This is a genomic window from Paenibacillus sp. FSL R7-0128, assembly GCF_038002245.1.
GTDB lineage: Bacteria > Bacillota > Bacilli > Paenibacillales > Paenibacillaceae > Paenibacillus_AQ > Paenibacillus_AQ silagei.
Window position 1 is genome coordinate 4,096,984 of sequence record NZ_JBBOCD010000001.1, and the last position, 22,997, is coordinate 4,119,980.

Below are 22,997 nucleotides of genomic sequence, written 5' to 3' on the forward strand. Positions count from 1 at the left end.
ACGGATCCTCAGTCCGCATAACCGCGAAAATATCCGAGGTGCCCACCTATGTAATCGCACAGTCGCACAGTTGCACAGCAGGAATCCGCCCACCCTCCAGCATCCCGCCATAAATCAATAAAAAGACCTTGAGAGACTAACTCCTCAAGATCTTGGATGAGAGCGTCTGTCACCGCACCGCAACTTGATGTTACCTGCCGGGCAATGAGAACGTTCGTTTGTGTCTCCATAAGAATATACTATACTCACCCTGGGGGCTGCAATAGCGGAGAGTTACCCCTTCAAATAATCACTCGGGCTGCGCCCGGTAATCATCTTGAACACCTGACTGAAATAGGCGGGGTTGTTGAAGCCGACCATTTCACTGATCTCATACACCATATGCTGGCCGGATTGCAGGAATTCGATGGCCCGGTCCACCCGGTACTGATTCAGGTAACTGACGAAATTCTCACCGCTGATCCGTTTGAAGAGCTGGCTTAGATATTTCGGATGCACATGCAGCTCCTGCGCGAGGCCCATGAAGCTGATCTCCTGGGTATAGTGGGCTTCCACATAGCTTTTGACGCTCTCTACCAGACGGTTCTTCTTGACATTCATCTCGGTGAACGCTGCGTTCAGGAATGCCGGAATAATCTGGCCCATCCACTCCGTCAAGCTTCTCCAGGTATAGTATCCCGTCACCGCCTGCAGGAATTCGGACATGCTCATAGGGGGAGTGCGGCCCGGGCAGCAGGCATTCCAGTAATACATCAGCGTAGTGAACAGCCCGACACACACCGTCTGTATGTCCTGAATATTATTCTGATCCTCCTGCCGGAGCCTGCCGAAGATGATCTCCCAGGTCTCCCATACTTTTGAGGAATCCCTGCACAGCAGCACCTCATTCCACTCCTGGAGCAGCCGGGAATAGTCCTCCAGCGTCCACGGGTTGGTGCTTTTGCACGGCTCATAGGCGTAGATGGGACTGGTCTCCTGAAACTCCGCGGAAGCAAGCGCCTCTCTGCTCTCAAGATAAGAATCGATCAGTTCATGGATGGCAGATTTGACCGAACCAATACCGGCATAGGTCTGAAGCTGAATGTAATTTCGGATCTTATCCATCGTCTCCTGCACTACTTCCTTCAGAACCGGGATTGGTTCTCCCGCCTCACGGTCCAGCAGCAGCACCACCAGCAGATCGTCGGAATAGTCCAGCACATGACCTTGCACAGAGGGATGTCCGGCAAGCTTGTGCTGGAGTGTCTCCCGGCAGATATTGCCCGCTCCGAAGCGCAGCAGCTGCCATTCGCGCTCCTTCAGCTTATGCAGCGACGAAGGCCGGTTCAGCTGGATGCTGGCCGCCGCCAGCCGCTGCGGACGGGTAATCTGGAGATATCCGAGCCGCTCCTCGGAGCATTCCTCCGCACTGTAGCGGGTGGTCAACAGCTCCATAAGCAAGCGTTCCCGCAGAAAAGGAAGCGTGCGGCCGATTTCCTGCTGATAACGCTCCTCCAGCCGCTTCTTCTGCTCTCCGGCATCCAGATCCAGCAGCACAGCGCGGAGCACCGCTTCGATCTCGTCTACCCTGGCCGGCTTCAGCAGGAAATGGCTGACGCCCCAGCGCATCGCCTGCCGGGCATTCTCGAATTCCTCGTAGCCGCTCAGGATAATAACCGGCAGCTCCGGTGCCAGCTCCCTCAGCGCCTCTGTAAGCTCCAGTCCGCCCATGCCCGGCATATAGACATCGGTCATCACCAGATCGGGGGAGAATCTGCGGAACAGCTCCAGCGCTTCATGGCCGTTGACCGCTGTTCCAGCCAGAGTGAGGCCCAGCTTCTCCCAGCCTACATGTCTCGTAAGGGCTTTCAGAATATGCGGGTCGTCATCCACCAGCAGTATAGAGCGGCTCATAGCTGATCGCGCAGCAGCCGCTCCAGCTGCTCCTCCGTCTCAATGACTGGCAGCGTAATCATAGCCGCAACCCCTCTCTCCGGCCGGTTGGCCAAGTATAGTCCGTACGGTTCCCCGCAGTACAACTGAATCCGGCTCATCACATTCCGGGTGCCGATGCCGCTCACCTGCTCCATCGACCAGCCTTCCTCCAAGCCCCGGCCGTTATCCAGAAGAGTGATTTGCAAGTAAGGCTGGCTGCCCGGCATCTTGACCTCCCTGACCTCCAGATGAATCTGCAAAGGGCCGGAACCTGGCTCCCGGCTGCCATGAATAATTGAATTCTCAACCAGCGGCTGGAGAATAACCTTCGGAATGAAATAACTCCGGACTGCCGGGTCCGAAATCGACTCCGTATACTCGATAGCAATCGGCAGCCGTTCCTGCTGGATGCTGACATAACACCGCGCATGCTCCAGCTCGTCGCGCAGACGAATGAGCATTCTGCCGCCGCTCAGGCCGATGCGCAGCATTTTGCCCAGTTGGGTGATCATGTAGCTGATATCTTGGGCGTCGTAATCCATCGCCTTCCAGTGAATCATATCCAGCGTGTTGTACAGGAAATGCGGCTTGATCTGGGCCTCCAGCAGCCCTGCCTGCGCCTCCCGCTTCGCGGCGCTTGCTTCCCGCTCGCTCTGCACCAGCTCCTGCAGCCGGTTCACCATGTGGTTGAAGCCGTAAGACATCTGCGTGTATTCCTCCGTCAGCGACTCACTCATACTGGCCCGGAAATCTCCGCGCTCCAGCTTCCGCATCTCCTGAATCAGCCTCCGCACCGGACGGATCATATTACGGATGAAGAAGTACGCCAGCAGCGCCGACAGGAGCAGACAGAGCAGGCCGATCCCGATTACCTGCCTGTCCGCCTTACGAACCTCCTGCAGCAGCTCGCGGGTCGGGATGACCTGAACCAGCCGCCAGGAGATAGTGCTCGGTCTGGAGAACAGGACGAGATAGGACTGTCCGTCTTTTTTTAGCAGTTCATAGCCTTCATTGCCCTCATACGTATGCTGGTAGAGCCAGTCGGCATCCAGTACAACCTTACCGGCAGAGCCATTCTCCTTGTTCACCAGCAGCAGGAGATTGCCGCTTGTATCCACCAGATGAATCTGGCCGTCCAGCACAGCCGGAATATCCTTGAACTGCTTCAGGATATCGTCTGCAGACAGCCGGATATAGAGGTAGCCGATCGTTTTTCCTTCATTTCCGAACAGATGCTGAATATGGCCGATCAGATAAGGCTCGTCTTCGCCGCCGCTGCCCTCCAGGGGAACCCAGAGCGAATCCGCCTGCTTCAGCTGGGGATACCAGCTCTCGTTCCTAATCGAAGAGACAGGAAAGACAAGGTCCGTGGAGCTTTGCGGCACCCCGCTGAACAAATCACTGTAAATCTCAATCGAGCTTACCCCTTCGTTCAGCACCAGCGAATGCTGGAGAATCTCCGTAATCTCCCGCCTTCTGGAGATCATCTGATACTTGGAGGAAGGCGTGTTCTCCAGCCCCTCAATCACGCTCTTGTTCGCTGCAATGGAGTAGGCGGTGCCCGACACATTGGTCATGAAGTCGAAGCCGCGCTTCGTGCTCTCATTCAGCAGGGCAAGCCTGGTGGTGCTGATCTCTTTGAAGGTTACATCCGAGAAGGTCCGGTAGGCCAGCAGGACAATGAACCCGAGAAAGATCAGATTGAACGTAATAATACTGGCTGCCATCAGCGTGGAGAGCTTGCTCCGCCTGATCCGCAGCAGCCAGGTGCCGAGCATTCTTTTTTGCATCTGCCCCATCCCTATGCTTTTCCCAAGATTCTATCCTTTCAGGCCGGATGTCGCAATTCCTTCCACGAAATACTTTTGCAGCGTGATGAAGAGAATGAAGCACGGCACCAGCGACAATACCGACATGGCGAACATCGGGCCCCAATCCGACTGCGAGCTGGAGTCCAGGAACAGGCGCAGCCCGAGCGGCACTGTATACTTCCCGATATCGCTAAGGAAGATGAGCTGGCTGAAGAAATCATCCCAAGTCCACATGAAGGTGAAAATCATCGTCGTGATCAGCGCAGGCAACGCCAGCGGAATAATAATCCGGCTGAAGATTTGAACCGGCCCGCAGCCGTCAATCGTTGCTGCTTCGTCCAGCTCCTTCGGCAAGCCGCGGATGAACTGTACCGTCAGGAAGATAAAGAAGCCGTCCGTCGCCATCCACTTGGGCAGAATAAGCGGCGCGAAGGTGTTCACCCATCCCAGGCTGTTAAAGAGAATATAACGCGGGATAAGGGTCACATGCAGCGGCAGCATAATCGTCATCAGCATCAGCGCGAAGCCCAGTGCCTTGAACCGGAAATTCAGCCGCGCGAACGCATAAGCCGCCATGGAGCAGGTGATCACATTACCGAGCACGGCCCCCAGAGAGACCAGAGCCGAGTTTTGCAGGAACCGGGAGAACGAGCTGCCCTGGAAGCCGAACCAGCCGCTGACATAATTATGGAAATTCCATTGCCGGGGCCAGAACCAGATTTCCGAGAAAATCATATTCGCCGGCTTGAACGAGCTGCCTACCAGCCACAGCACCGGGTACAGCATGACAAAGGCGATCAGACAGATGATGAAGTGCTTGAGCCAAACGGTACTTTTCGAGGCGCTGCCTGTATCCATAGCTTATTTCCCCCCATCTTCATAATGCACCCACAGCTTGCTGCTGCCGAAGAGCAGAAGTGTGAATATCCCGATCAGCAGCACCAGTACCCAGGCCATCGCCGAGGCATAGCCCATCTGGAAGAAGGAGAAACCCTTCTTATAGAGGTACAAGGAATACATCAGGGTGGAATTCACCGGTCCCCCGCTGCCGTTACTGATAATGAAGGCTTGGGTGAACGACTGGAAGGCGGTGATCGTCTGCATGATGACATTGAAAAAGATAACCGGAGACAGCACCGGCAGCGTAATATGCAGGAATTGCCCCACTTTGCCTGCACCGTCCACCGAAGAGGCGTCATAATATTCCGGCGGCACCTGCTTCAGCCCGGACAGGAAGATGATCATCGACGAGCCGAATTGCCATACCGACAGCAGGATAAGCGAATACAGCGAGTATTTGGGATTCGATACCCAGTCAGGCGCCTGTATCCCCACCATGGCCAGCAGCTGATTCAGCAGCCCGTCGCCGCCGAGCATCTTGCGCCACAGCATCGCAATAGCGACACTGCCTCCAAGCAGCGTAGGGATGTAGTAGACCGTCCGGTAGATGCCAAGGCCCCGTATTCCTTTGTTAAGAAGCAGAGCGACCGCCAGGGCAAACATCAGCTTCAGCGGTACCGACACGAATACGAAGATAAACGTCACCTTAAGCGACTGGATAAATAGCGGATCGGCGGTGAGCATTGTGGTGAAATTATCCAGTCCGATCCATCTGGAGCTCTCCAGAATACTGTAATCTGTAAAAGAAAAATAGAGTGAGGCCGCCATCGGCCCCAGGGTCAGGCACACCAGCCCCAGCAGCCAGGGCGACAGGAACAGGAGGGCAATCCCGTTCTGATTGTAGCGCAGCTTTGTTTTACGCCGCTTCATGCCTGCTGGTCTATCTACTGTAATCAGATCTGCACTCAATGGCTCTCTCGCTCCTCTGTATTTATTTGGCCTTGTCCAGTATGGCGTTAGCACCGGAGATGAACTGCTCGCTTACCTGCGGAATTCCGGCCTGACCGAAGGAGATCTGCTCGCTGGCGCTCTTGAAGTTCTTATCAATCTCCGAGAAGCCCTGCGGGTAAGGCGGGTCAATATCACTGGAATGCTTGGAGACCACATCGATAAAATCAAAGATTAACTGCTCCTCGGCGGTAAGCGACGGCTTCAGCTGCTCCCGCACTGCGGAATTGACCGGCACTCCCCGTTCAGCCCCCAGAATAGCGGTGCCTTCCGGATCATTGACCATGAAGTCGATCAGCTTCGCCACCTCCTTGGGATACTTGGTCTTGGCATTCCCGGAGATGAACTGGCCGGGCTTCAGATATTCGCCGATTTTCTGCTCCCCTTCCATATGCGGAATCACCTGCATCTTCAGCTTCTGGCTCTGATCCTTCAGCACATTCTGATAGGTAATCAGCTGGTTGGACCAGGCAAAATCAAGGGCAGACTGGCCAACGGACAGCGGCCGGGTCTCCAGGGCATTCGTCATCGCGGCAGTTACCTCTGCCGTTGTAGCGCCGCCACTGTCCCGCAGCCCCTGCCAGTAATTGAACCATTCATCGATGACCTCCCGGGAGACACCCAGCTTATTCCCTTCGAACAGGCCGCTCCCGTTCTGGCGCACGAATACCTCGAAGATGTTCGTAGTGCCCGAAATATCCGGCGTACCATAGTAGCCGTCGCCCTTCTTCTTAGCAATTGCATTCGCCATCTCCGCAAAATCCTTCCACGTCCATGACTCCTGCGGCTCCGCAATTCCCAGCTCCTGAAGCACAGATGCATTATAGACAACGCCGGGAGCATTCACTCCAAGCGTGACGGCGTACAATTTGCCGTCAATGCTTCCTGCCGAGAGCATGCTGCTGTCATGGTCCTCCGTCCGTAGCGTTCCATCCTGGGTATAAGGCGTCAGGTCAAGCAAGGTGCCGCGCTTGGCGTAATCGGACAGGAACGCATAGTCCATCTGAATGATATCCGGAGCATTCGAGCCTGCCACCTGGGTAGACAGCTTATCGAAATAGCCGTCCCAGCCGGAATATTCCGGCTTAATCGTGATGCCCGGATTCTTCTCCTCGAAGCGCTTGATCATCTTGGTGGTCAGATCGTGGCGTGTCTGCGAGCCCCACCAGGTCATACGCAGCTCAATTGCAGGTGCCGAACCCTCTGTCTTGGAAGAAGCCTTGGCACCGTCCGGTGCATTCGATCCGCCGGATGAGCATGCAGCCGTAGTCATCAGCAATATGGAGCTTAGAAGCAGTGCAAGTCCTTTGGTCCCCTTGATTGTCATCTGTTGCCTCCTCAAATTTGTGAAGTAAGCGGTTACATTAATGATTATACGGAACGCACTGCATAGGGTAAATCCAGAAAAGTAAGGGGTTATATCAAATAAGTAAGACAAAAGCCAGCCGGAATCTTCCGGCTGGCCTGTTAGTCCTGGTTAGTTCTTTTAAGTATAAATCTGTTCCGTAAGCAATCTACTCTAGCTCCAGTCCCTTCGTTTCCTTCCCCAGGAACAGCACCGCCAGAGCGCCGATTACAATCGTGACGAAGAAGATCATGAAGATGGAGCCGATCCCGACCGCCTTGCCAACCAACAGGCCGACCAGCGTTGGGGCAATAATGCCTCCAATCCGTCCAAAGGAGGTGGCGAGTCCGGCACCTGTAGAACGGATCTTAGTCGGATACAACTCAGGTGTGTAGGCGTACATCCCGCCCCACGCTCCCAGGTTGAAGAACGACAGGCAGATCCCGGCAGCCATCAGCATGCCCTCGGTCGTTGAATTCCCGAACCAGGCAGCACTGACGGCTGTCAGCAGCAGGTAGATGACCAGTACGAACTTGCGGCCGTATTTCTCGATGAAATAAGCGGCGGTGAAGTACCCCGGCAACTGGGCGAGTGTCATGATCAGCACATACTCGAAGCTTTTGACCAGACTGAAACCCTTCAGCACCATCACCGTCGGCAGCCACAGAAACATTCCATAATAAGAGAACACCACGGTGAACCACAGAATCCACAGCATGATGGTCGAACGCCGGTGCTCTGCTGACCAGACTGCCGCTATACGCTTCTTCAAAGGCACTGGAGGTGCTTTCTTGATCTCCGCGAACTTCGGGGAGTCATCGATCGCCCTGCGCAGATAGAGCGCATATAGCGCTGGTACCGCACCAATGGCGAAGGCGACCCGCCAGCCGTAATCCGGAATGACGAAGTAAGCAATCAGCGCCGACAGAATCCAGCCGAGCGCCCAGAAGCTCTCCAGCAGCACCACAGCCCGGCCTCTTTCCTTGACGGGCATGCTCTCGGATACCAGTGTCGAAGCCACCGGCAGCTCTCCGCCCAGCCCGAAGCCGGCAATGAAGCGCAGCACACATAATACTGCATAACCTGCGGCGAATGCCGACAGTCCGCTTGCAATCGAGAAGATCAGCAGCGTCCAGAGCAGCACCGATTTGCGGCCGAAGCGGTCCGCCATAATTCCGGCTGCGGCTGCACCGACCGCCATCCCTACCGAGTTAATGCTGGTTAAATAGCCGATCTTTTCCGGCCCCAGCGACCATTCCTTGGCTAGTGCAGCCACGACGAACGAGATCATCCCTACATCCATCGCGTCGAACATCCAGCTTAGACCTGCACTGAAGAGCAGCTTCCGCTGCTTCGGATTCTGCAGCAGCGACATTTGATTCCACATGACTTAAGGCCCCTCTCCCCTGATTCCCGCTAATCCAATAATTCCTGACTAGTATCACTTACACATTCTAGAAGCGGATGATTCAAAAATCAAGGAATAACACCGCATTGAAATATTGCCGGGCCATCGCCTGAAAATAACAGGTCTGCACCGAGATGGCAGCGATCAGCAGCATATTCTGCACCGCATCCCGCTGCCCTCTGCTCAGGTGGCTGAGCCGCTTCATCATTTTGTCCATGGCCGACTTGATGCCGCTGTCCGATTTCCACTGATATTCCTTAGGATTACCGGTTAGAGCCTGCCCATGCGCCGGCACCGGGGAACGGGTCTTGATCTCCTCGAACAGCTCAGCATATCCGTGATACAGCTGTGCCGGCTCCACCAGATCATCGTCATCGCGCTCAGGCGCCAGGAACAGCATACGAAAGAGCTGCCTGATGCTCTCGAAATCAAGCGCAGCCTTCAGATCATCTATTATAAATAGAATGGCCGCCTGATTAATGGAGTACTTCTTCCCTTCACGCGGGGACCCGAGATATTCCTTGAAATCACGCTTCACCCAATTCTGCATAGCAGAGACGGATAAAGTGGAATACTCAATCAGACCGCCAAGCGAAGCAATTTCACCCAGGGACAGCCCTTTGACGCCGCCGCCTTTGATCAGCTTTTGCAGAATCGGGGGGATATCCGTAGACAGAAAAGCGGGCAGGCTTGTCCCCTCCCGCACCTCGTCACGGTGGAACTTAGTCCAGGCTTCCTGCAGAATATGGAGCGGCTTCCGCTCCGAGTTGGGCCCTAGAGACAGTAATAGTCCGGACATCTCTATCCGGCTAAGTGTAAAAGCTTCCATAGCTGGCAACCCTCCACCATTTGATATTTCACTGAAAAGTTCGTACAATAGGTTCATATGAACTCATAATATGAGTATAACCTATTTTAGGGACGAAAGGGATGGTAAAGATTATATGGGTATAGGACTTAGTTTGACGCTCGTGGCAATTTTGATTATTTTAACCGCATTTTTTGTAGCGACGGAGTTTGCAGTAGTGAGATTACGGGGCAGCCAGGTCAGCCAAATGGTGCTGGACGGCAAGAAGAACGCACTGGCAGTACAGCGGGTAGCCGCTAACCTGGACGGATATCTGTCCGCCTGTCAGCTCGGTATCACGATTACTGCACTCGGGATCGGGGCATTGGCAGAGCCTGCCTTTGAGCAGCTGCTCATTCCACTGTTTGATCTGGCTGGTGTGAGTCACAACGTTAGTAAGCCCATTGCTTTTGCATTGGCCTTCATTATCGCCACCTTCCTCCACGTCGTGGTCGGAGAGCTTGCACCGAAGACCGCCGCTATTAATATTCCGGAGAAAATTGGTCAGATTACCGCACCGCTGATTATTTGGTTCTACAGAATATTGTACCCTTTGATTTGGATCATGAACGGTTCTGCCAACCTGCTCGTCCGTATGTTCGGCATGAAGCCTGCCAGTGAACACGGCGACGCGCACAGTGAAGACGAGATCCGCCTGATCTTGTCCGAGAGCTATGAGAGCGGCAAAATCAACAAAGCGGAATATGGTTATGTCAACCGGATTTTCACCTTTGATGAGATGCTCGCCAAGGAAATTATGGTTCCCCGGACAGATATGGTCTGCCTGTTCACCGATCATTCGCTGCAGGAGAATTTTGAAATTATCCGCAAGGAGCAGTATACCCGCTTCCCTGTAGCTGACGGCAGCAAAGACAATATCATTGGCATGATTAATACCAAGCAGCTCTACCTGCAATACGACAATAATCCTGATTTCGATTTCAAAAGCCTGATCCTGCCTCTGGTGACAGTATCGGAGGTTACGCCAGTAAAGACCCTCCTGACCCGTATGCAGAAGGAGCGCGTGCATATCGCCCTGCTGCTGGATGAATACGGCGGCACCTCCGGTCTGATTACGATTGAGGACATCCTGGAAGAGATCGTCGGTGAGATCCGCGATGAGTTCGACGAGGATGAGCGCAGAAATGTGGAGAAGCTGAGCGACACTCATTATCTGTTCGACGGCAATGTCTCCCTGCTGGAGGTCAAGGATCTTACCGGACTTGATTTCCATGATGAAGAAGTCACCACAATCGGCGGATGGCTGTACAGCCATATGGAAGAACCGGCTGTCGGCAAAAGCCTCACCTACGAGCATGTCACCCTGACGGTCCGCGAGATGAACCGCCACCGTATCCGCAAGGTGGAGATCCTGATCGATCTTCCGGTCACCGAAGAATCAGATGCACACCACGAGTAAGTCTTATAGATATGCTGCAACAAGTAAGGCGCTCCCCTTGAGTTATCGGGGAGCGCCTTTGTTCTTGTACTTGAATGCAATCGGCTGGCACAGCGGCATATGGACTCAATGTATGTGAAAAACAACATACATTGAGCTACCACGCTGGCGTACGGCCCGAATGTATGTGAAAAACAACATACATTCGGCTACCACGCAGACGTATGGACTCAATGTATGTGAAAAACAACATACATTCGGCTGCCACGCAGACGTATGGACTCAATGTATGTGAAAAACAACATACATTCGGCTACCACGCAGGTAATCCTATTGATCCGTTAGGATGACTTTGTTCTATATGATGGGGTGAGCTCTGAAAGTTTGTTGGTTTATTACACTCGCTAATGTACGAATCCAAGCAGCTAAATAGTTAATGCGATTAACTATATACTTTACCCATATAATATTCGTCCACCCATTGTCCATCCACCAGCAGCGATTTTGGCTTCAAGCCCTCGACTTCAAAGCCCTGCTTCTTATACAGCGCAACCGCCTGTTCATTATGCTGCATCACCGTAAGCTCCAGACGTACCAGACCGCAATCCCTGGCCCACTGGTCCATTTCTTTGAACAATGCGCTGCCGATGCCCCTGCCCTGGTACTGCTTCAGGATGCCGGTAACAATATAAGCACTGTGTCTATTGCGGCTGAAGCTCCCTCCTTCGACTGACAGGTATCCTGCAAGCTCACCGTCTGCTTCAGCTCCCAGAATAAGCGAGTTCTCTGCTTGGTGTAAGCCTCTAATCATCTCTTCCACCTGGGAAATGCCGCTCTTTCTCTCGCCCGGGGCCAGCAGCATAAAGGAGGTTTCCCGGTCTAGACGATGTTGGAGGTTCAACAGCGCCGCTGCATCCCCCGGGAGCAATTCCCTTAGTGTTACGTTCATTTCCTTTCCTCCTGCAATAAAGAGCGAATATTATCCTTGTATAATTAACGTGATTAACAAATATAATTAACCCGATTAACTAAATAACGGAACGGCAGATCATCAGCACGTTTCCGTCCGGGTCCTTGAAGTTAAACCAGTGGTCATTCTCAATATCGGTAAGGATCTCAGCTCCGCTGGCTTTGACATAATCATAAGCGGCATCAATATCGTCGGTAAGCAGATGGAAGGACGGCACCTTCAGCACGGCTTCGGCTGTGAATATTTTGCTGTCCAGTACAATCCCCGGCCCCTGCATCGGCACCTCATACAGATGCCCGAATAATACTTCGCCTTCAAGCGGCAGTCCGAGCAGACTGCAATACCAGTTCTTGGACCTTTCGATATCACTAACCGGGATGAAGACAGCACCAATCTGATTGCGTATCGGACTTGTCACAGCAGTATAGCCTCCTCATAGAGTGCAAGTTGTTGAATCCTACAGCCTTTAATGATTTCGATAAAATATGTCAATTTCCTGCCTGTTTAGGGATGAGAATATAAGTTATGCTATAATCTTGTCAGATCCTATCCCTATTGTCAGGAGAATGAACTTGGCTAACCTTTTCTTTGGGCATTTGAAGCTAACGCCGCCCAAAATACTGTCCCTCGGCTTCGTGATCCTGATCGCTGCCGGAACCCTGCTGTTATCGCTGCCCGCTGCTTCCACCGGCGGAAGAATCTCATTCATTGATGCGCTGTTCATGGCAACCTCGGCGACCTGCGTAACCGGTCTTGCCGTTGTCGATACGGGAACACAGCTCTCGACGTTCGGACAGATCGTACTGCTGGTGCTGTTCCAGTTCGGCGGTCTCGGCTTCGTAACGATGGCTACGCTGATTACGCTGGTCCTGAACAAACGAATCTCATTGAAGGAACGCCTCTTGCTGCAGGAATCCATGAACCAGAATTCCATGCAGGGGATCGTGAAGCTGATCCGCCGGGTTCTGATCTATTCTCTGGTGATTCAATTGACCGGTGCCATTCTGCTGGCTGCCCGATTTGTAGTAGATATGCCGATAGGCAAAGCAGCTTATTATGGACTATTCCATAGCATCTCCATCTTCAACAACGCGGGCTTCGATTTGTTCGGCGATATTCACGGGCCGTTCAGCGGCTTAACCCGGTATGTAGAAGATCCTGTTGTGAATATTACCTCCATGCTGCTGATCTTCCTTGGCGGAATTGGCTTCATCGTCTTATCCGATGTGATCGACTATCCCAAGCGCAAGCGCTTGATGCTGCACTCGAAGGTCGTGCTGGCGACTTCAGCCGTGCTGATTCTGGTCGGAGCCATTGTCTTCTTCTGGCTGGAGCTGAACGCTACACTGAAGCCGCTGCATGCCGGAGGCAAGATTATGGCCTCCTTCCTGCAAGCTATTACGCCCCGCTCCGGCGGGGTGACCACCATTGAGATTCCGCTGCTGCGGGAATCTACCCAATTCCTGATGATTCTGCTGATGTTCATCGGGGCGGCTCCCGGCTCTACGGGCGGCGGAATCAAGATTACCACCTTTGCCATTCTGGCCAGTACCGCCTACGCCAAGCTGCGGGGCAAAGAGGATATCGTCATGTTCCGCCACCGGATCTCGAAGGAGAATGTCTACAGAGCCATAACCATGACATTACTATCACTAATGCTGGTGGTTATCTCCACCATGCTGCTGTCCGTAACGGAGAGCGCCGATTTCCTGAGTGTATTGTTCGAGGCGGTGTCCGCCTTCGGTACCTCAGGCATCACCATGGGACTTACCACAGAGCTGACCACGATCGGCAAGGTGCTGGTGATCATTCTTATGTTCGTCGGCCGGACCGGACCGCTTACCCTGGCCTATGCCCTCAAGCCTAAGAACAGCAAGGAGTTATACCGTTACCCGGAAGGCAATATCACCATCGGCTAAGGGCAGCGACTATTAAGAACAAGATCACACTTACTGGTGAATGAGATTACCTGCGCGTCAGCAAATGTATGCTGTTGTCCGCATACATTCGAGCCATGCGCCTGCACGCCACTTATACGTAACAGAAGAAAATCATAATCTCCTCTACAATTAAAAATGCGACCCTGCTCGTCCAAGGCAATCAGACGGGACGGGGTCGCATTGTTATATCCGAAAAGAAGCTTAAGCTTCCTCTTCCGGGATCTCCTGGGCATCCAGCGCTGCATCCAGCAGCTGATTGTACAGATCATCGTCATTCTCCAGCAGCGCATCGACTTCCAGGAACTGCTCCTCACTCCCCGGCTCCCCGGCGAAGCTTAGGCTGTAATCCCATTCGGTTCCACGGGAACTGTAGAAAGTAATCTCATAAGGGGAACGGTGATTCTCAAATGTAAATACCGTTCTCCCCACAAAACTTCTATCCTCTACGCGTTTCATTTCTGCTTTGGTGATTTCCAGGTTCATCCTCTTTCCTTCCTTTCATCTGATCATGCCCACAATATTCAGTATAACATTGATATGTCAGCATTTCTCTTTCCTTTTGCGCTGTAATTGACTTTTTTCATCCGGCGGTTAATAATTTAGTACAATGCTTATACAGAGCTAAAAATTATGGTAATGGAGGAAATGTCAATGACTGAAACAGAGCTTCAGGACAAGCTAAGTAAATACGCTGATTTAGCAGTACAAATCGGTGTGAATGTTCAGCCGGGACAAATCCTGGTTGTGAACGCTCCGATCACTGCGGCTGAGTTCGTCCGCCTGATTACGGCCAAGGCTTATGCCATTGGCGCCAGCCAGGTGAAGGTGAACTGGAGTGACGAGTTCATTACCCGCCAGCAGTTCGAGCATGCCGCACCCGAAGTATTCACCAAGGCCCCAACCTGGTTTGCCGGTGAAATGACTGAGCTTGCAGAGAACGGTGCCGCCTTCCTGTCGGTCATTGCCGAGAACCCGGATGCCCTCAAAGGCATTGATCCTGAGCGGATTGCGAGCTTCCAGAAGACACGGGGCGCAGCGCTTACGAAATACCGTGAATTGCAGATGTCCGACAAAGTCAGCTGGAGCATTGTAGCGATCCCGTCCCAGCCTTGGGCAGACAAGGTGTTCCCTGAGGTTCCTGCTGACCAGCGCGTTGACAAGCTGTGGGAGGCCATCTTCCATACCGTCCGTCTGGACCGTGAGGACCCTGTTGCCGCCTGGCAGGAGCATCTGGACACGCTGGAGTCGAAGGCAAATGTTCTTAACGCGAAGAAGTACGCGAGTCTGCACTACATAGCACCCGGAACTGACCTTAGCATTGAGCTTCCTGAAGGCCATCTATGGGCGCAGGGGGACAGCATCAATGCCAAAGGTCATTCTTTTGTCGCCAACATGCCAACGGAAGAAGTGTTCACAGCTCCGCTGAAAACAGGCGTGAACGGTACGGTCCGCAGCACGAAGCCGCTCAGCTACGGCGGGAATGTAATTGACGGCTTCTCGATCACTTTTGAACAGGGCCGGATTACCAGTGTGAGCGCTGAGCAGGGCCAGGAAGCCCTCGAATATCTGATCAGCCTGGATGAAGGCGCCAAGTATCTCGGGGAAGTTGCACTTGTGCCGCATCAGTCGCCGATCTCGGAATCAGGGATTCTCTACTTCAATACCTTGTTCGACGAGAATGCCTCCAACCATCTGGCTATTGGCACTGCCTATGCCTTCTGTCTGGAAGGCGGCAAAGAAATGAACCAGGATGAACTGACCGACCGCGGCCTCAATAACAGTGTGACTCACGTTGACTTCATGATCGGCTCGGCCGAGATGGATATCTACGGAATTACCGCTGACGGTACGCGTGAGCCGGTCTTCCAGAAGGGCAACTGGGCCTTCTAACCCCCTTTATAAGCTATTGCATTTCATTAGATAATGAATGGAGCTGAAGCTATTGCTGGATTTCAACCAAAAGCTGGAGAATTACGCACTGCTCGCTGTAAAGATCGGCGTTAATATTCAACCCGGCCAGACCCTTGTCGTGAATGCGGATATCGTATCGGCTGAGCTGGTCCGCCTGATTGTACGCCAGGCCTATGAAGCAGGTGCGAAGCTCGTCAAGGTTAACTATTCCGATGAATTCGTCACCCGTACCCGATATGATCTCGCACCGTCCGAGAGCTTCCTGGAGCCGCCGAAGTGGCAGGCTGATGAGCTGGAGGATCTGGCACGGGGCGGAGCGGCATTCCTGACAATCATCTCCGCGAATCCGGACTTGCTGAACGGAGTAGATGCAAGCCGCATTGCGGACCATCAGAAGACCGCCGGTCAAGCTATGGCTCCTTACCGCGAGATGCTGATGGCTAACCAGGTCAGCTGGACCGGCCTCGCCTTCCCATCTGCTTCTTGGGCCGCGAAGGTGTTCCCGGACGCTGCACCTGAGCAGCAGATTGAATTGCTCTGGGACGCCATCTTCAAGGCCGTGCGCGCAGACCAGGAGAATCCGGTGCAGGCCTGGAGTGTCCATCTGGCCGGCTTGAAGCAGCGCTGTGAGCTGCTGAACGCGAAGAAATACCGCAAGCTGCACTACACGGCTCCGGGCACCGATCTGACGATCGAATTGCCTGAAGGACATATCTGGTGTCAGGCGGGTGCGGTGAACAGCCGCGGCATGTCCTTCCTGGCGAACATTCCGACCGAGGAAGTATTCACCGCTCCGCTGAAGACGGGTGCGAACGGCACGGTCCGCAGCACGAAGCCGCTCAGCTATGGGGGCAACATCATCGATCGCTTCAGTCTGACCCTGGAGAATGGTAAAGTTACAGACTTTACCGCTGAAGTGGGCCAGGAAGCCCTCGCTTCCCTGCTGGCCATGGATGAAGGTGCCGCCTACTTCGGCGAAGTGGCGCTTGTGCCTTTCCACTCCCCGATCTCGGAGAGCGGCATTCTCTACTACACTACCCTGTATGACGAGAATGCTTCCTGCCATCTGGCACTTGGCGCTTCCTACGCCTTCACCCTGCAGGACGGCATTAATATGAGCAAGGAACAGCTTGTAGACAAGGGCATGAACCAAAGTCTCACTCATGTAGACTTCATGATGGGCTCCCCGGAGATGAATATCGACGGAATTGCCGATGACGGCTCCACCGACCCGATCTTCCGTAATGGAGATTGGGCCTAAGCTTAATCTTTGTACTATGAATGAGACCCCGCTATCTCCTCTTGAGGAATATGGCGGGGTCTTTGTGTTTACCAGGGGACTTTTCCCCTAAGAAAGCTATGCGATGAGATTGCTATGAGATTTAATGAGTGACTAAGTGGCTGATTGCACTTTCTGCAATAGAATTCACGGAAACTACGGTTAAAACACCTTCTGCTGTATTTCGTACAACAGATTTCTGGATTTCAGCTCAAAACCCCCGTTTTCTCAAAATTCTAGTGTATAAAGTGCAAGAGATTCATTTTTTCGGCGAAATTAGCGCTTATCTAATGTATAAAGTGCAACCGAAGATGAAGTTAAGTAGGTAAAAGCATCCCAAACAGCCCAAATGTGAACATTCAGTCAAATAATTTTCACAATATTGTTGAAATTAGTTCACAAATATGTCACAATACAATTATAGATAGTGTTTACAGTTCCAAAAGAGGAATGTTTTAGTCCATGAATAATCTAAGGAGGGAATTCAGATGAAAGAAACTTTCACTCATGACAACACGGATTCTATGGAAACAGAACGTCTGGAAGTCCAGGCTCCCAAAGACTTAAGTATCGTTGCCTCCGACGCCATCAAGTACACCGCCTACATCATGCTGCTGTTCGGATTCCTGTACTTCCTGGTTGCCTACCTTGGCCCCATGCTGTAAGGCTGCTTCAATATACACAAGATACGCAGTACAATCACATATTCGTAAGCGCTTACGGCCAGTCTCCTGCGGGAATGAGATTAGCCGTTTTTATTTGTATCCCATGTCAAAACGCCAAAAACGGCAGCCCTCTTCATATGAAGGACTACCGTTCTTTGTCTACTTCCAGCCCAGCGCCTTGTTGATCCAGGCAACCGCCTCCGGTGCCCACGCCGCTTCCATACGTGAACGCAACCAGGCTATCGCCTCTTCTCTCGATCCCTCAAAGGGCAGAATGCCCGCTTCATGCATCCAGTGCCCCGAGGTTTCAAAAGAGGTGCTGTTCCAGCCATTCGGCTCTCCGTCCGCATTCACCCGTTGCTTCACGCCGGAGATTACGATATCCAGAGACCCTTGCAGCTCCGTTACTGCATTGTCAAAAGCCGTTTTCTTCTCCTTGGCCTTCATATCCGCCATAGAGCGCAGCTGGCGTGTCTCTATTCCCTCATTCGCCCGGATAATCTCCAGCAGAGTCAGTGCTTCTCTCGTGGCCAGGCCGCTCTGATACCGCTCTTCCAGAGACTTCCGAGGCCCGGACGCTGCCAAGTAAGCCGGAAGCCACTCGCGGGATACGAGCACGGCTTTTTTCTTGATGAATTTTCCGTAGCCGGCTAAGCCTTCTCCGGGAAATCTGACCCGCCAGCGCCAGGGGTCCAGCTCTGTATCCGTATGCCAATTCTCCGCCAGCGTCAGCCCGTTCACAGACGGATGCTCCGGGATCAGGGGTGCCAGCGGCACAATCCCCAGTCGGGCGACTACCTCAGCCATCTCTTCAAAGGTGGTTACATTCTCTTGCTTACCTGCTTCGCCCACGTCATTCAGCCTCCTAAATCAATCTGGCTTGTACACCAAATTAAGCTTATCACTATAAATGAGCAAATTCACTTCCTGCATATGCTCATTAGGAGATTTTGTTTAAAAATATACCATTTTCATTACAGCCAATCTGAAAATGCTCATCCTGTAAAATCCAGGCATCTGATTTCTCGACAAAGAAATGAAAGCCTCCGATAGATTGAACCACTGCCGGATCAATCGGTGTAGCACTTGCATTGATGCCAATTGTAAAAGCATCTGAGCCTCCACCCGCATATTTTGCATAAATCCTTACATGTTGGGCCTCTGCCAAACCCCATTCATCCTTAAAAGAATCAATCGCTTGTTCAGATACCTCAAATGATATCATTTCTTCTCTCCTTCCTTTCCTGCAGGTTAATCACATTTTTTAACTTCCCCCCGATAGTTAGCCATTCGAAAACTGGCCCCGCATCCACATGAGGCTTTGGCATTAGGGTTATTCATGGTGAAGCCGCCTATCATTCCGCTTTGTTCATAGTCAATTTCAAGACCGTCAATATATGGAATACTCTTCGTGTGAACTAATATACGGAATTTATCTTTATTGAATACCATATCCTCCTCTGTCTGCTGCTCGTCCAAGACAAGGGTATAAGATAATCCGCTGCATCCCCCTTCTTCAACACCTACTCTAAGAAAAGAGTGCCTTGTCTCAGCGTTTAACAAGATTTCCGCAATTTTCTCTGCTGCGATCTCACTGACCTCAATATTCATCTTCATTCCTCCTATACAAGCTTAGTTTAGTTTTGGCAACCCCAGTCCATTAAACAAGGTATGAACGTAGCGAGAGCTACTCCTTTTGGTGTAAGTTCATACATGGTTTTTGTAGGGCGCTGCGGACTGGTTCTCTTGACCAGATTATGATGTTGAAGCTCCTTTAAACGCTGGGAAAGGATTCTTTGCGTAATGGAAGGGATACTCCGGGTTATTTCGCTAAATTTCTTCGGACCGCAAGAAAGAGTGAATAAGATATGGATCGTCCATTTAGACCCGATGATGTCATAGGCTATAAGAAGCTTCTCCCTATCCTCATTGGACAATGACCGGTACACCCTCTTTCTTAGGATCAGCATTCTTGATGGATTGCGGTGAGATCCGGGTGCTGGCAATGATACTTATGACGATCAACAAGAGATGGAAGCCCATGGCTACAATTAAGCCGGATTGCAGTGACATTCCAGCAGCCTGACACACGACAAGGATGGAACCCCCAATCCCAATAACTACACCGGGTGTAAAAGAATCCGCAAATTGCAGATTTGCCGAGGTTTGGCCCGCGCCGCCTTCCCCTGTTTGGGAAAAGGCTACAACACCGCTAACCGGATGCGCCAATCCAATGCCGACCCCGGCGATGATCTGACCCATAACTGCAACGGCAACAGAAACAACCGGTATCCAAAAGACGATAGCAATCCCGATGGCAAGCAGAAATACCCCCAGAATAATTCTCATATGACGTCCACGGCCCTGATCTGCCGCATCCCAACGTCCTTGCAGATATGAAATGATACACCAGCTTAATGCTGCACTCGCTACGATTAAACCCGCCTGAGAAGGTGTAATTCCCTTCACATCAATTAAAGCCAATACCAGGAAATTCTGTGTGCTGGCATAGGCAGCGAAGAACAGCCCGCGTGTTGCCAGAATCGCTGGCATCCCTCTTCGCAGCGTAAGCGTTCCCTTAGGCAGCAATTGACGGAGCGGTAATATCATACCGACGAGGCCAATCAGGCCGAAGACAAATCCCATCATACTCGGAAGCATACTTAGACCAATCAGGAAAAGGCCTGTACCCATCGTTAAGAGTAACGCCATCCAAGTAGATGAAGATCCGCTAGCCCCTCCCGTCTGCTGCACTTTCAATTTCCTGAAAGCAGGTAAACTAAGCACTGCTGAAACAACCAGCACAGGTAAGATCCCCCAGAAAACAAACCGCCAGGACCACTGATCTGCTATAAGGCCTGCTACATATGGACCGAGCATGGACGGAAGAACATAGGCTGTACCAAAGGCTCCAAGTATTTTGGCACGTAACTCATCCGGGTAACTTAAGGAAATAGCCGTATATACACAAGTCATCATAGCTCCGGCACCCAAACCTTGCAGAGCCCGTGATCCAATCATGATATACATATTGCCTGCTGTTGCAGCAGCGACCAGTCCTGCGATAAACAACAGCAGCGCAAAAGTGAATGGTGCAGCAGGGCCTCTTTTATCTATGATCCGACCGACGACCAGCGTTCCGATAATCTGTGCAAGCAGATACGTACTGAATATCCACCCGAACAGGCTAAGACCGTTCAAGTCTCCAGCAATCGAGGGAGCAATGGTGGTTACGGACAGACCTTCGAATCCAACGGCCATCACTGACAGGATAATTCCTATGGATAGTGCAAAGTAACGTGGACTGAAAATACTTTGATGATTAGACGACATGAATGGTGACCTCCAAGAAAGTTTGGTATGTATACATCGTATCCGGATACTTAGTAAACATTTTTGTTTATAATGTCTAAGCTACAGTCCGGCTTTGACTTTGTCAACATTTTTGTTTAAAATGTAGGGAGTGATGTAGATTCAGTTGCTTCAAACAGGAGGTGCACCATGAGCCGGAATCAAATCAAAAAGGATGTCTCCACCAGTACCCGAAGAGCGATCATTGATCTGTTAAAGGAGCGTGGGGGCATGGATGTTATGACCCTCTCCTCTCAATTTTCGCTGTCTGGAATGGCTATTCGCCAACATTTGAATGCACTGAAGGAAGAAGGATTGGTTACGAATGTGGAAGAGCCCCGTCCCATGGGCCGCCCCACCAAGCTGTGGATATTAACTCCCGCGGCTAATCGTTTTTTCCCAAGCGGATATTCGGATTTATCCATCAGTCTCATTAATTCGATGAAAGAGGCATTTGGCAATGAAGGGCTGGACAAGCTGCTGGATGTTCGAAATAAAAATATGCAGGCACAATATCTTCAGCATCTTGGCGCTGCATCGGATGTGAGAGAGAAATTGGAGAAATTGGCTGAGATTCGAACGAATGAAGGTTATATGGCCGAGGTTAAGGAGCAGGAGGATGGCAGTCTCTTATTCATCGAGAAACATTGCCCGATCTGTGAAGCGGCGGCTGTATGTACCGGGTTATGCAAGAATGAGTTGCATTTATTCAGAACGGTTCTAGGAGATGATGTTCATATTGAACGAGGGGAGTACATTTTACAGGGAGGCAGAAACTGTATTTACACCGTTAGGCAACATAAGCCGTGACAACAAGAGCAACCTCACTTGGAGATTGCTCTTTGTTGTTATTTCAGGCTGTCTGCGTCCGATCCCATACAGCGGATTCCCGCAATATAGGTGTTAATCAGCCGGGTGAGAGTGACATTCAGGTCCAGCGGCATTCCAAATCCGCCCTGGTGCTCCAAGGTGGAGAATCCGTGCAGTATACTCCGCAGTCCACGGACGGCATGCAGATTGCCTTCCTCATCCAAGCCGAATGCGGATATCACCTGGATGATGAGCGACAGGATCTTCCCGCCCGCCGCTTCCAGAGCGGTGTCTCCTTGTTCGGGTGCTTTTAGCGTCGTCTGATACAGCCCCGGGTGCGCTCTGGTGAATCCGATGTATGCCTGACTCATGGCATGTACTGCAGCCTCTCCGCTTAGCCCCTCCGTTGCCTCCGATATGACCTCATACAGCTGCTCCAGACCATATACCGCCATCAGTGTACGCAGCCCCGCAAGCCCGTTGATGTGATTATAGAGTGACGGAGAACGGACACCCAGCTTCGCGGCAAGTGCAGCCAGCGTCACTGCTTCCATCCCGTATTCATCCGCCAGCTCTGCGGCAGCCAGTACCAGCGTGTGCGTGTCCAGACCTGCTCTAGCCATGTACCCTCTCTCCTCCCTTTACTTGCCCTTCGGCCTCCGCAGCCGCCCGCTTCATCGCCTCTACCGGAGCTATAAGCAGATCACCATGTCCTACCGCCAGTACAGAAGGGGCAAGATCAATCAGCCTGTAGGCACTGACTAAGGCCTGTTCGGGGCTCCAAGTCGCCATAGCCGGAAAAGGAAACCAGGCGACCTTCTTGCCGGACACCGCCGTTGCCCGGAAGGTCTGGAACGCATCACCAACGATCAGCGCTCCACTGCGCCGGTCCTGGAAAGACATCGATCCAGGCGTATGTCCGGGAGTGCTGAACGCTGTCAGCGAGCCGATGCTGTCGCCGTCATGCAGTAGAATGTCGGGGCGGGTCACTATTTTGGCGGGTACACTGCCCTTAATAGGAGTCTGCAGCTCACCGGCTCTAAGCGAGCGGTCACCAGCCAACAATGCAGCATCCCGCTCCGAGATATAGACCTTAGCCTCCGGCACCTCCTTCTTCAAGGCATCAAGCGCCCCGACATGATCCATATGACCATGAGTGAGAATAATACGGGTCAGCGGCTTACCAAGCTTGGCAACCTGATTCAGAATCCCTTGCAGACTATAGGACATTCCCGCGTCAATAAGTATAAGCTCCTGTTCTTCCTCGATCAAATAGCAATTCACTGGAAAAATACGCGGCAGCCACGTAAGCTGATGCAAATGGCCTTCTCTTGTTACTCTCATCGTAAAACCCTCCCCAAAACTAATCTTATTAGTTAAAATATAAACTAATAAGATTAGTTTTTCAAGAGATATTTACTCATACAAAAGTGAAGGGCTTAGGCAGGGGTGTGGCGACATCCAGTCCCTGCTCCTCGCGCCAGTCCAATGTGTTCGGT

The 22,997-nt window shown here is 52.1% G+C and carries 23 protein-coding genes; 6 read left to right on the top strand and 17 right to left on the bottom strand.

What is annotated here, in order from left to right:
- Positions 1 to 273: 273 nt before the first annotated feature.
- From NST26_RS16850 to NST26_RS16880, 7 genes are all read right to left on the bottom strand, one after another.
- On the bottom strand, positions 274 to 1,893 hold the full coding sequence (locus NST26_RS16850; RefSeq protein WP_340952536.1) for a response regulator: 1,620 nt from the start codon (positions 1,891 to 1,893) through the stop codon (positions 274 to 276).
- The gene (locus NST26_RS16855; protein ID WP_340952534.1) at positions 1,890 to 3,704 is read right to left on the bottom strand and encodes a sensor histidine kinase; all 1,815 of its coding nucleotides are present in this window, start codon (positions 3,702 to 3,704) and stop codon (positions 1,890 to 1,892) included. Before NST26_RS16855 ends, NST26_RS16850 begins: the two co-directional genes overlap by 4 nt.
- A 30-nt stretch (positions 3,705 to 3,734) precedes the next feature.
- Positions 3,735 to 4,583: a carbohydrate ABC transporter permease gene (locus tag NST26_RS16860; RefSeq protein WP_340952532.1), complete on the bottom strand. Its 849-nt coding sequence runs from the start codon at positions 4,581 to 4,583 to the stop codon at positions 3,735 to 3,737.
- A 3-nt stretch (positions 4,584 to 4,586) separates the two neighbouring features.
- Positions 4,587 to 5,495, bottom strand: coding sequence for a carbohydrate ABC transporter permease (locus tag NST26_RS16865; RefSeq protein ID WP_036726648.1), 909 nt, complete (start codon positions 5,493 to 5,495; stop codon positions 4,587 to 4,589).
- 61 nt (positions 5,496 to 5,556) lie between these two features.
- The gene (locus NST26_RS16870) at positions 5,557 to 6,900 is read right to left on the bottom strand and encodes an ABC transporter substrate-binding protein (RefSeq protein WP_209873912.1); all 1,344 of its coding nucleotides are present in this window, start codon (positions 6,898 to 6,900) and stop codon (positions 5,557 to 5,559) included.
- A gap of 187 nt (positions 6,901 to 7,087) precedes the next feature.
- Positions 7,088 to 8,305: an MFS transporter gene (locus tag NST26_RS16875; protein WP_340952531.1), complete on the bottom strand. Its 1,218-nt coding sequence runs from the start codon at positions 8,303 to 8,305 to the stop codon at positions 7,088 to 7,090.
- An 82-nt stretch (positions 8,306 to 8,387) separates the two neighbouring features.
- The gene (locus NST26_RS16880) at positions 8,388 to 9,155 is read right to left on the bottom strand and encodes a DUF1836 domain-containing protein (RefSeq protein WP_340952529.1); all 768 of its coding nucleotides are present in this window, start codon (positions 9,153 to 9,155) and stop codon (positions 8,388 to 8,390) included.
- Between the two features lie 115 nt (positions 9,156 to 9,270).
- On the opposite strand from NST26_RS16880, the gene NST26_RS16885 reads away from it, so the two are divergent.
- Entirely contained in the window at positions 9,271 to 10,593 is a 1,323-nt protein-coding gene (locus tag NST26_RS16885) for a hemolysin family protein (RefSeq protein WP_076086188.1), read from the top strand.
- 421 nt (positions 10,594 to 11,014) lie between these two features.
- On the opposite strand, the gene NST26_RS16890 is transcribed toward NST26_RS16885, so the two are convergent.
- Positions 11,015 to 11,521, bottom strand: a complete 507-nt coding sequence (locus tag NST26_RS16890; RefSeq protein ID WP_340952526.1) for a GNAT family N-acetyltransferase — start codon at positions 11,519 to 11,521, stop codon at positions 11,015 to 11,017.
- A gap of 79 nt (positions 11,522 to 11,600) precedes the next feature.
- A complete protein-coding gene (locus NST26_RS16895) occupies positions 11,601 to 11,960 on the bottom strand; it encodes a VOC family protein (protein ID WP_340952524.1) in 360 nt (119 codons plus the stop codon).
- A gap of 148 nt (positions 11,961 to 12,108) precedes the next feature.
- Between NST26_RS16895 and NST26_RS16900 the strand changes: the two genes are divergently transcribed.
- The gene (locus tag NST26_RS16900; RefSeq protein WP_340979518.1) at positions 12,109 to 13,461 is read left to right on the top strand and encodes a TrkH family potassium uptake protein; all 1,353 of its coding nucleotides are present in this window, start codon (positions 12,109 to 12,111) and stop codon (positions 13,459 to 13,461) included.
- 222 nt (positions 13,462 to 13,683) lie between these two features.
- Here the strand turns inward: NST26_RS16900 and NST26_RS16905 are convergent, their stop codons facing one another.
- A complete protein-coding gene (locus tag NST26_RS16905; protein WP_340952519.1) occupies positions 13,684 to 13,965 on the bottom strand; it encodes a hypothetical protein in 282 nt (93 codons plus the stop codon).
- A 162-nt stretch (positions 13,966 to 14,127) separates the two neighbouring features.
- Here NST26_RS16905 and NST26_RS16910 point away from each other — a divergent pair, with 162 nt between their 5' ends.
- The 3 genes from NST26_RS16910 to NST26_RS16920 all read left to right on the top strand — a co-directional run bounded on the left by NST26_RS16910 (position 14,128) and on the right by NST26_RS16920 (position 17,337).
- Positions 14,128 to 15,372, top strand: a complete 1,245-nt coding sequence (locus NST26_RS16910; RefSeq protein WP_200869557.1) for an aminopeptidase — start codon at positions 14,128 to 14,130, stop codon at positions 15,370 to 15,372.
- Between the two features lie 52 nt (positions 15,373 to 15,424).
- Positions 15,425 to 16,654 (top strand): aminopeptidase, encoded by a 1,230-nt coding sequence (locus NST26_RS16915; RefSeq protein WP_036726600.1) that lies wholly within the window; start codon positions 15,425 to 15,427, stop codon positions 16,652 to 16,654.
- A gap of 506 nt (positions 16,655 to 17,160) precedes the next feature.
- Positions 17,161 to 17,337: a hypothetical protein gene (locus tag NST26_RS16920; protein WP_155991496.1), complete on the top strand. Its 177-nt coding sequence runs from the start codon at positions 17,161 to 17,163 to the stop codon at positions 17,335 to 17,337.
- Between the two features lie 159 nt (positions 17,338 to 17,496).
- Here NST26_RS16920 and NST26_RS16925 read toward each other — a convergent pair whose 3' ends face one another.
- From NST26_RS16925 to NST26_RS16940, 5 genes are all read right to left on the bottom strand, one after another.
- Positions 17,497 to 18,189 carry an AlkZ-related protein gene (locus tag NST26_RS16925; RefSeq protein ID WP_235191919.1) on the bottom strand — a complete coding sequence of 231 codons (693 nt, stop codon included), beginning with the start codon at positions 18,187 to 18,189 and terminating at the stop codon, positions 17,497 to 17,499.
- Between the two features lie 88 nt (positions 18,190 to 18,277).
- Positions 18,278 to 18,562: a hypothetical protein gene (locus NST26_RS16930; protein WP_143803904.1), complete on the bottom strand. Its 285-nt coding sequence runs from the start codon at positions 18,560 to 18,562 to the stop codon at positions 18,278 to 18,280.
- A 26-nt stretch (positions 18,563 to 18,588) separates the two neighbouring features.
- Positions 18,589 to 18,948: a HesB/IscA family protein gene (locus NST26_RS16935; protein WP_340952512.1), complete on the bottom strand. Its 360-nt coding sequence runs from the start codon at positions 18,946 to 18,948 to the stop codon at positions 18,589 to 18,591.
- A gap of 26 nt (positions 18,949 to 18,974) precedes the next feature.
- On the bottom strand, positions 18,975 to 19,307 hold the full coding sequence (locus tag NST26_RS34055; protein ID WP_445323327.1) for a winged helix-turn-helix transcriptional regulator: 333 nt from the start codon (positions 19,305 to 19,307) through the stop codon (positions 18,975 to 18,977).
- Positions 19,264 to 20,670, bottom strand: coding sequence for an MFS transporter (locus tag NST26_RS16940; RefSeq protein ID WP_340952510.1), 1,407 nt, complete (start codon positions 20,668 to 20,670; stop codon positions 19,264 to 19,266). The genes NST26_RS34055 and NST26_RS16940 overlap by 44 nt, the downstream gene beginning before the upstream one ends.
- A gap of 168 nt (positions 20,671 to 20,838) precedes the next feature.
- On the opposite strand from NST26_RS16940, the gene NST26_RS16945 reads away from it, so the two are divergent.
- The gene (locus NST26_RS16945; RefSeq protein ID WP_340952508.1) at positions 20,839 to 21,498 is read left to right on the top strand and encodes a helix-turn-helix transcriptional regulator; all 660 of its coding nucleotides are present in this window, start codon (positions 20,839 to 20,841) and stop codon (positions 21,496 to 21,498) included.
- A 38-nt stretch (positions 21,499 to 21,536) separates the two neighbouring features.
- Here NST26_RS16945 and NST26_RS16950 read toward each other — a convergent pair whose 3' ends face one another.
- Together NST26_RS16950 and NST26_RS16955 are read right to left on the bottom strand one after the other, a co-directional pair.
- The gene (locus NST26_RS16950; protein ID WP_209873878.1) at positions 21,537 to 22,121 is read right to left on the bottom strand and encodes a TetR/AcrR family transcriptional regulator; all 585 of its coding nucleotides are present in this window, start codon (positions 22,119 to 22,121) and stop codon (positions 21,537 to 21,539) included.
- Positions 22,114 to 22,842 carry an MBL fold metallo-hydrolase gene (locus NST26_RS16955; RefSeq protein ID WP_340952504.1) on the bottom strand — a complete coding sequence of 243 codons (729 nt, stop codon included), beginning with the start codon at positions 22,840 to 22,842 and terminating at the stop codon, positions 22,114 to 22,116. Before NST26_RS16955 ends, NST26_RS16950 begins: the two co-directional genes overlap by 8 nt.
- Between the last annotated feature and the right edge of the window lie 155 nt (positions 22,843 to 22,997).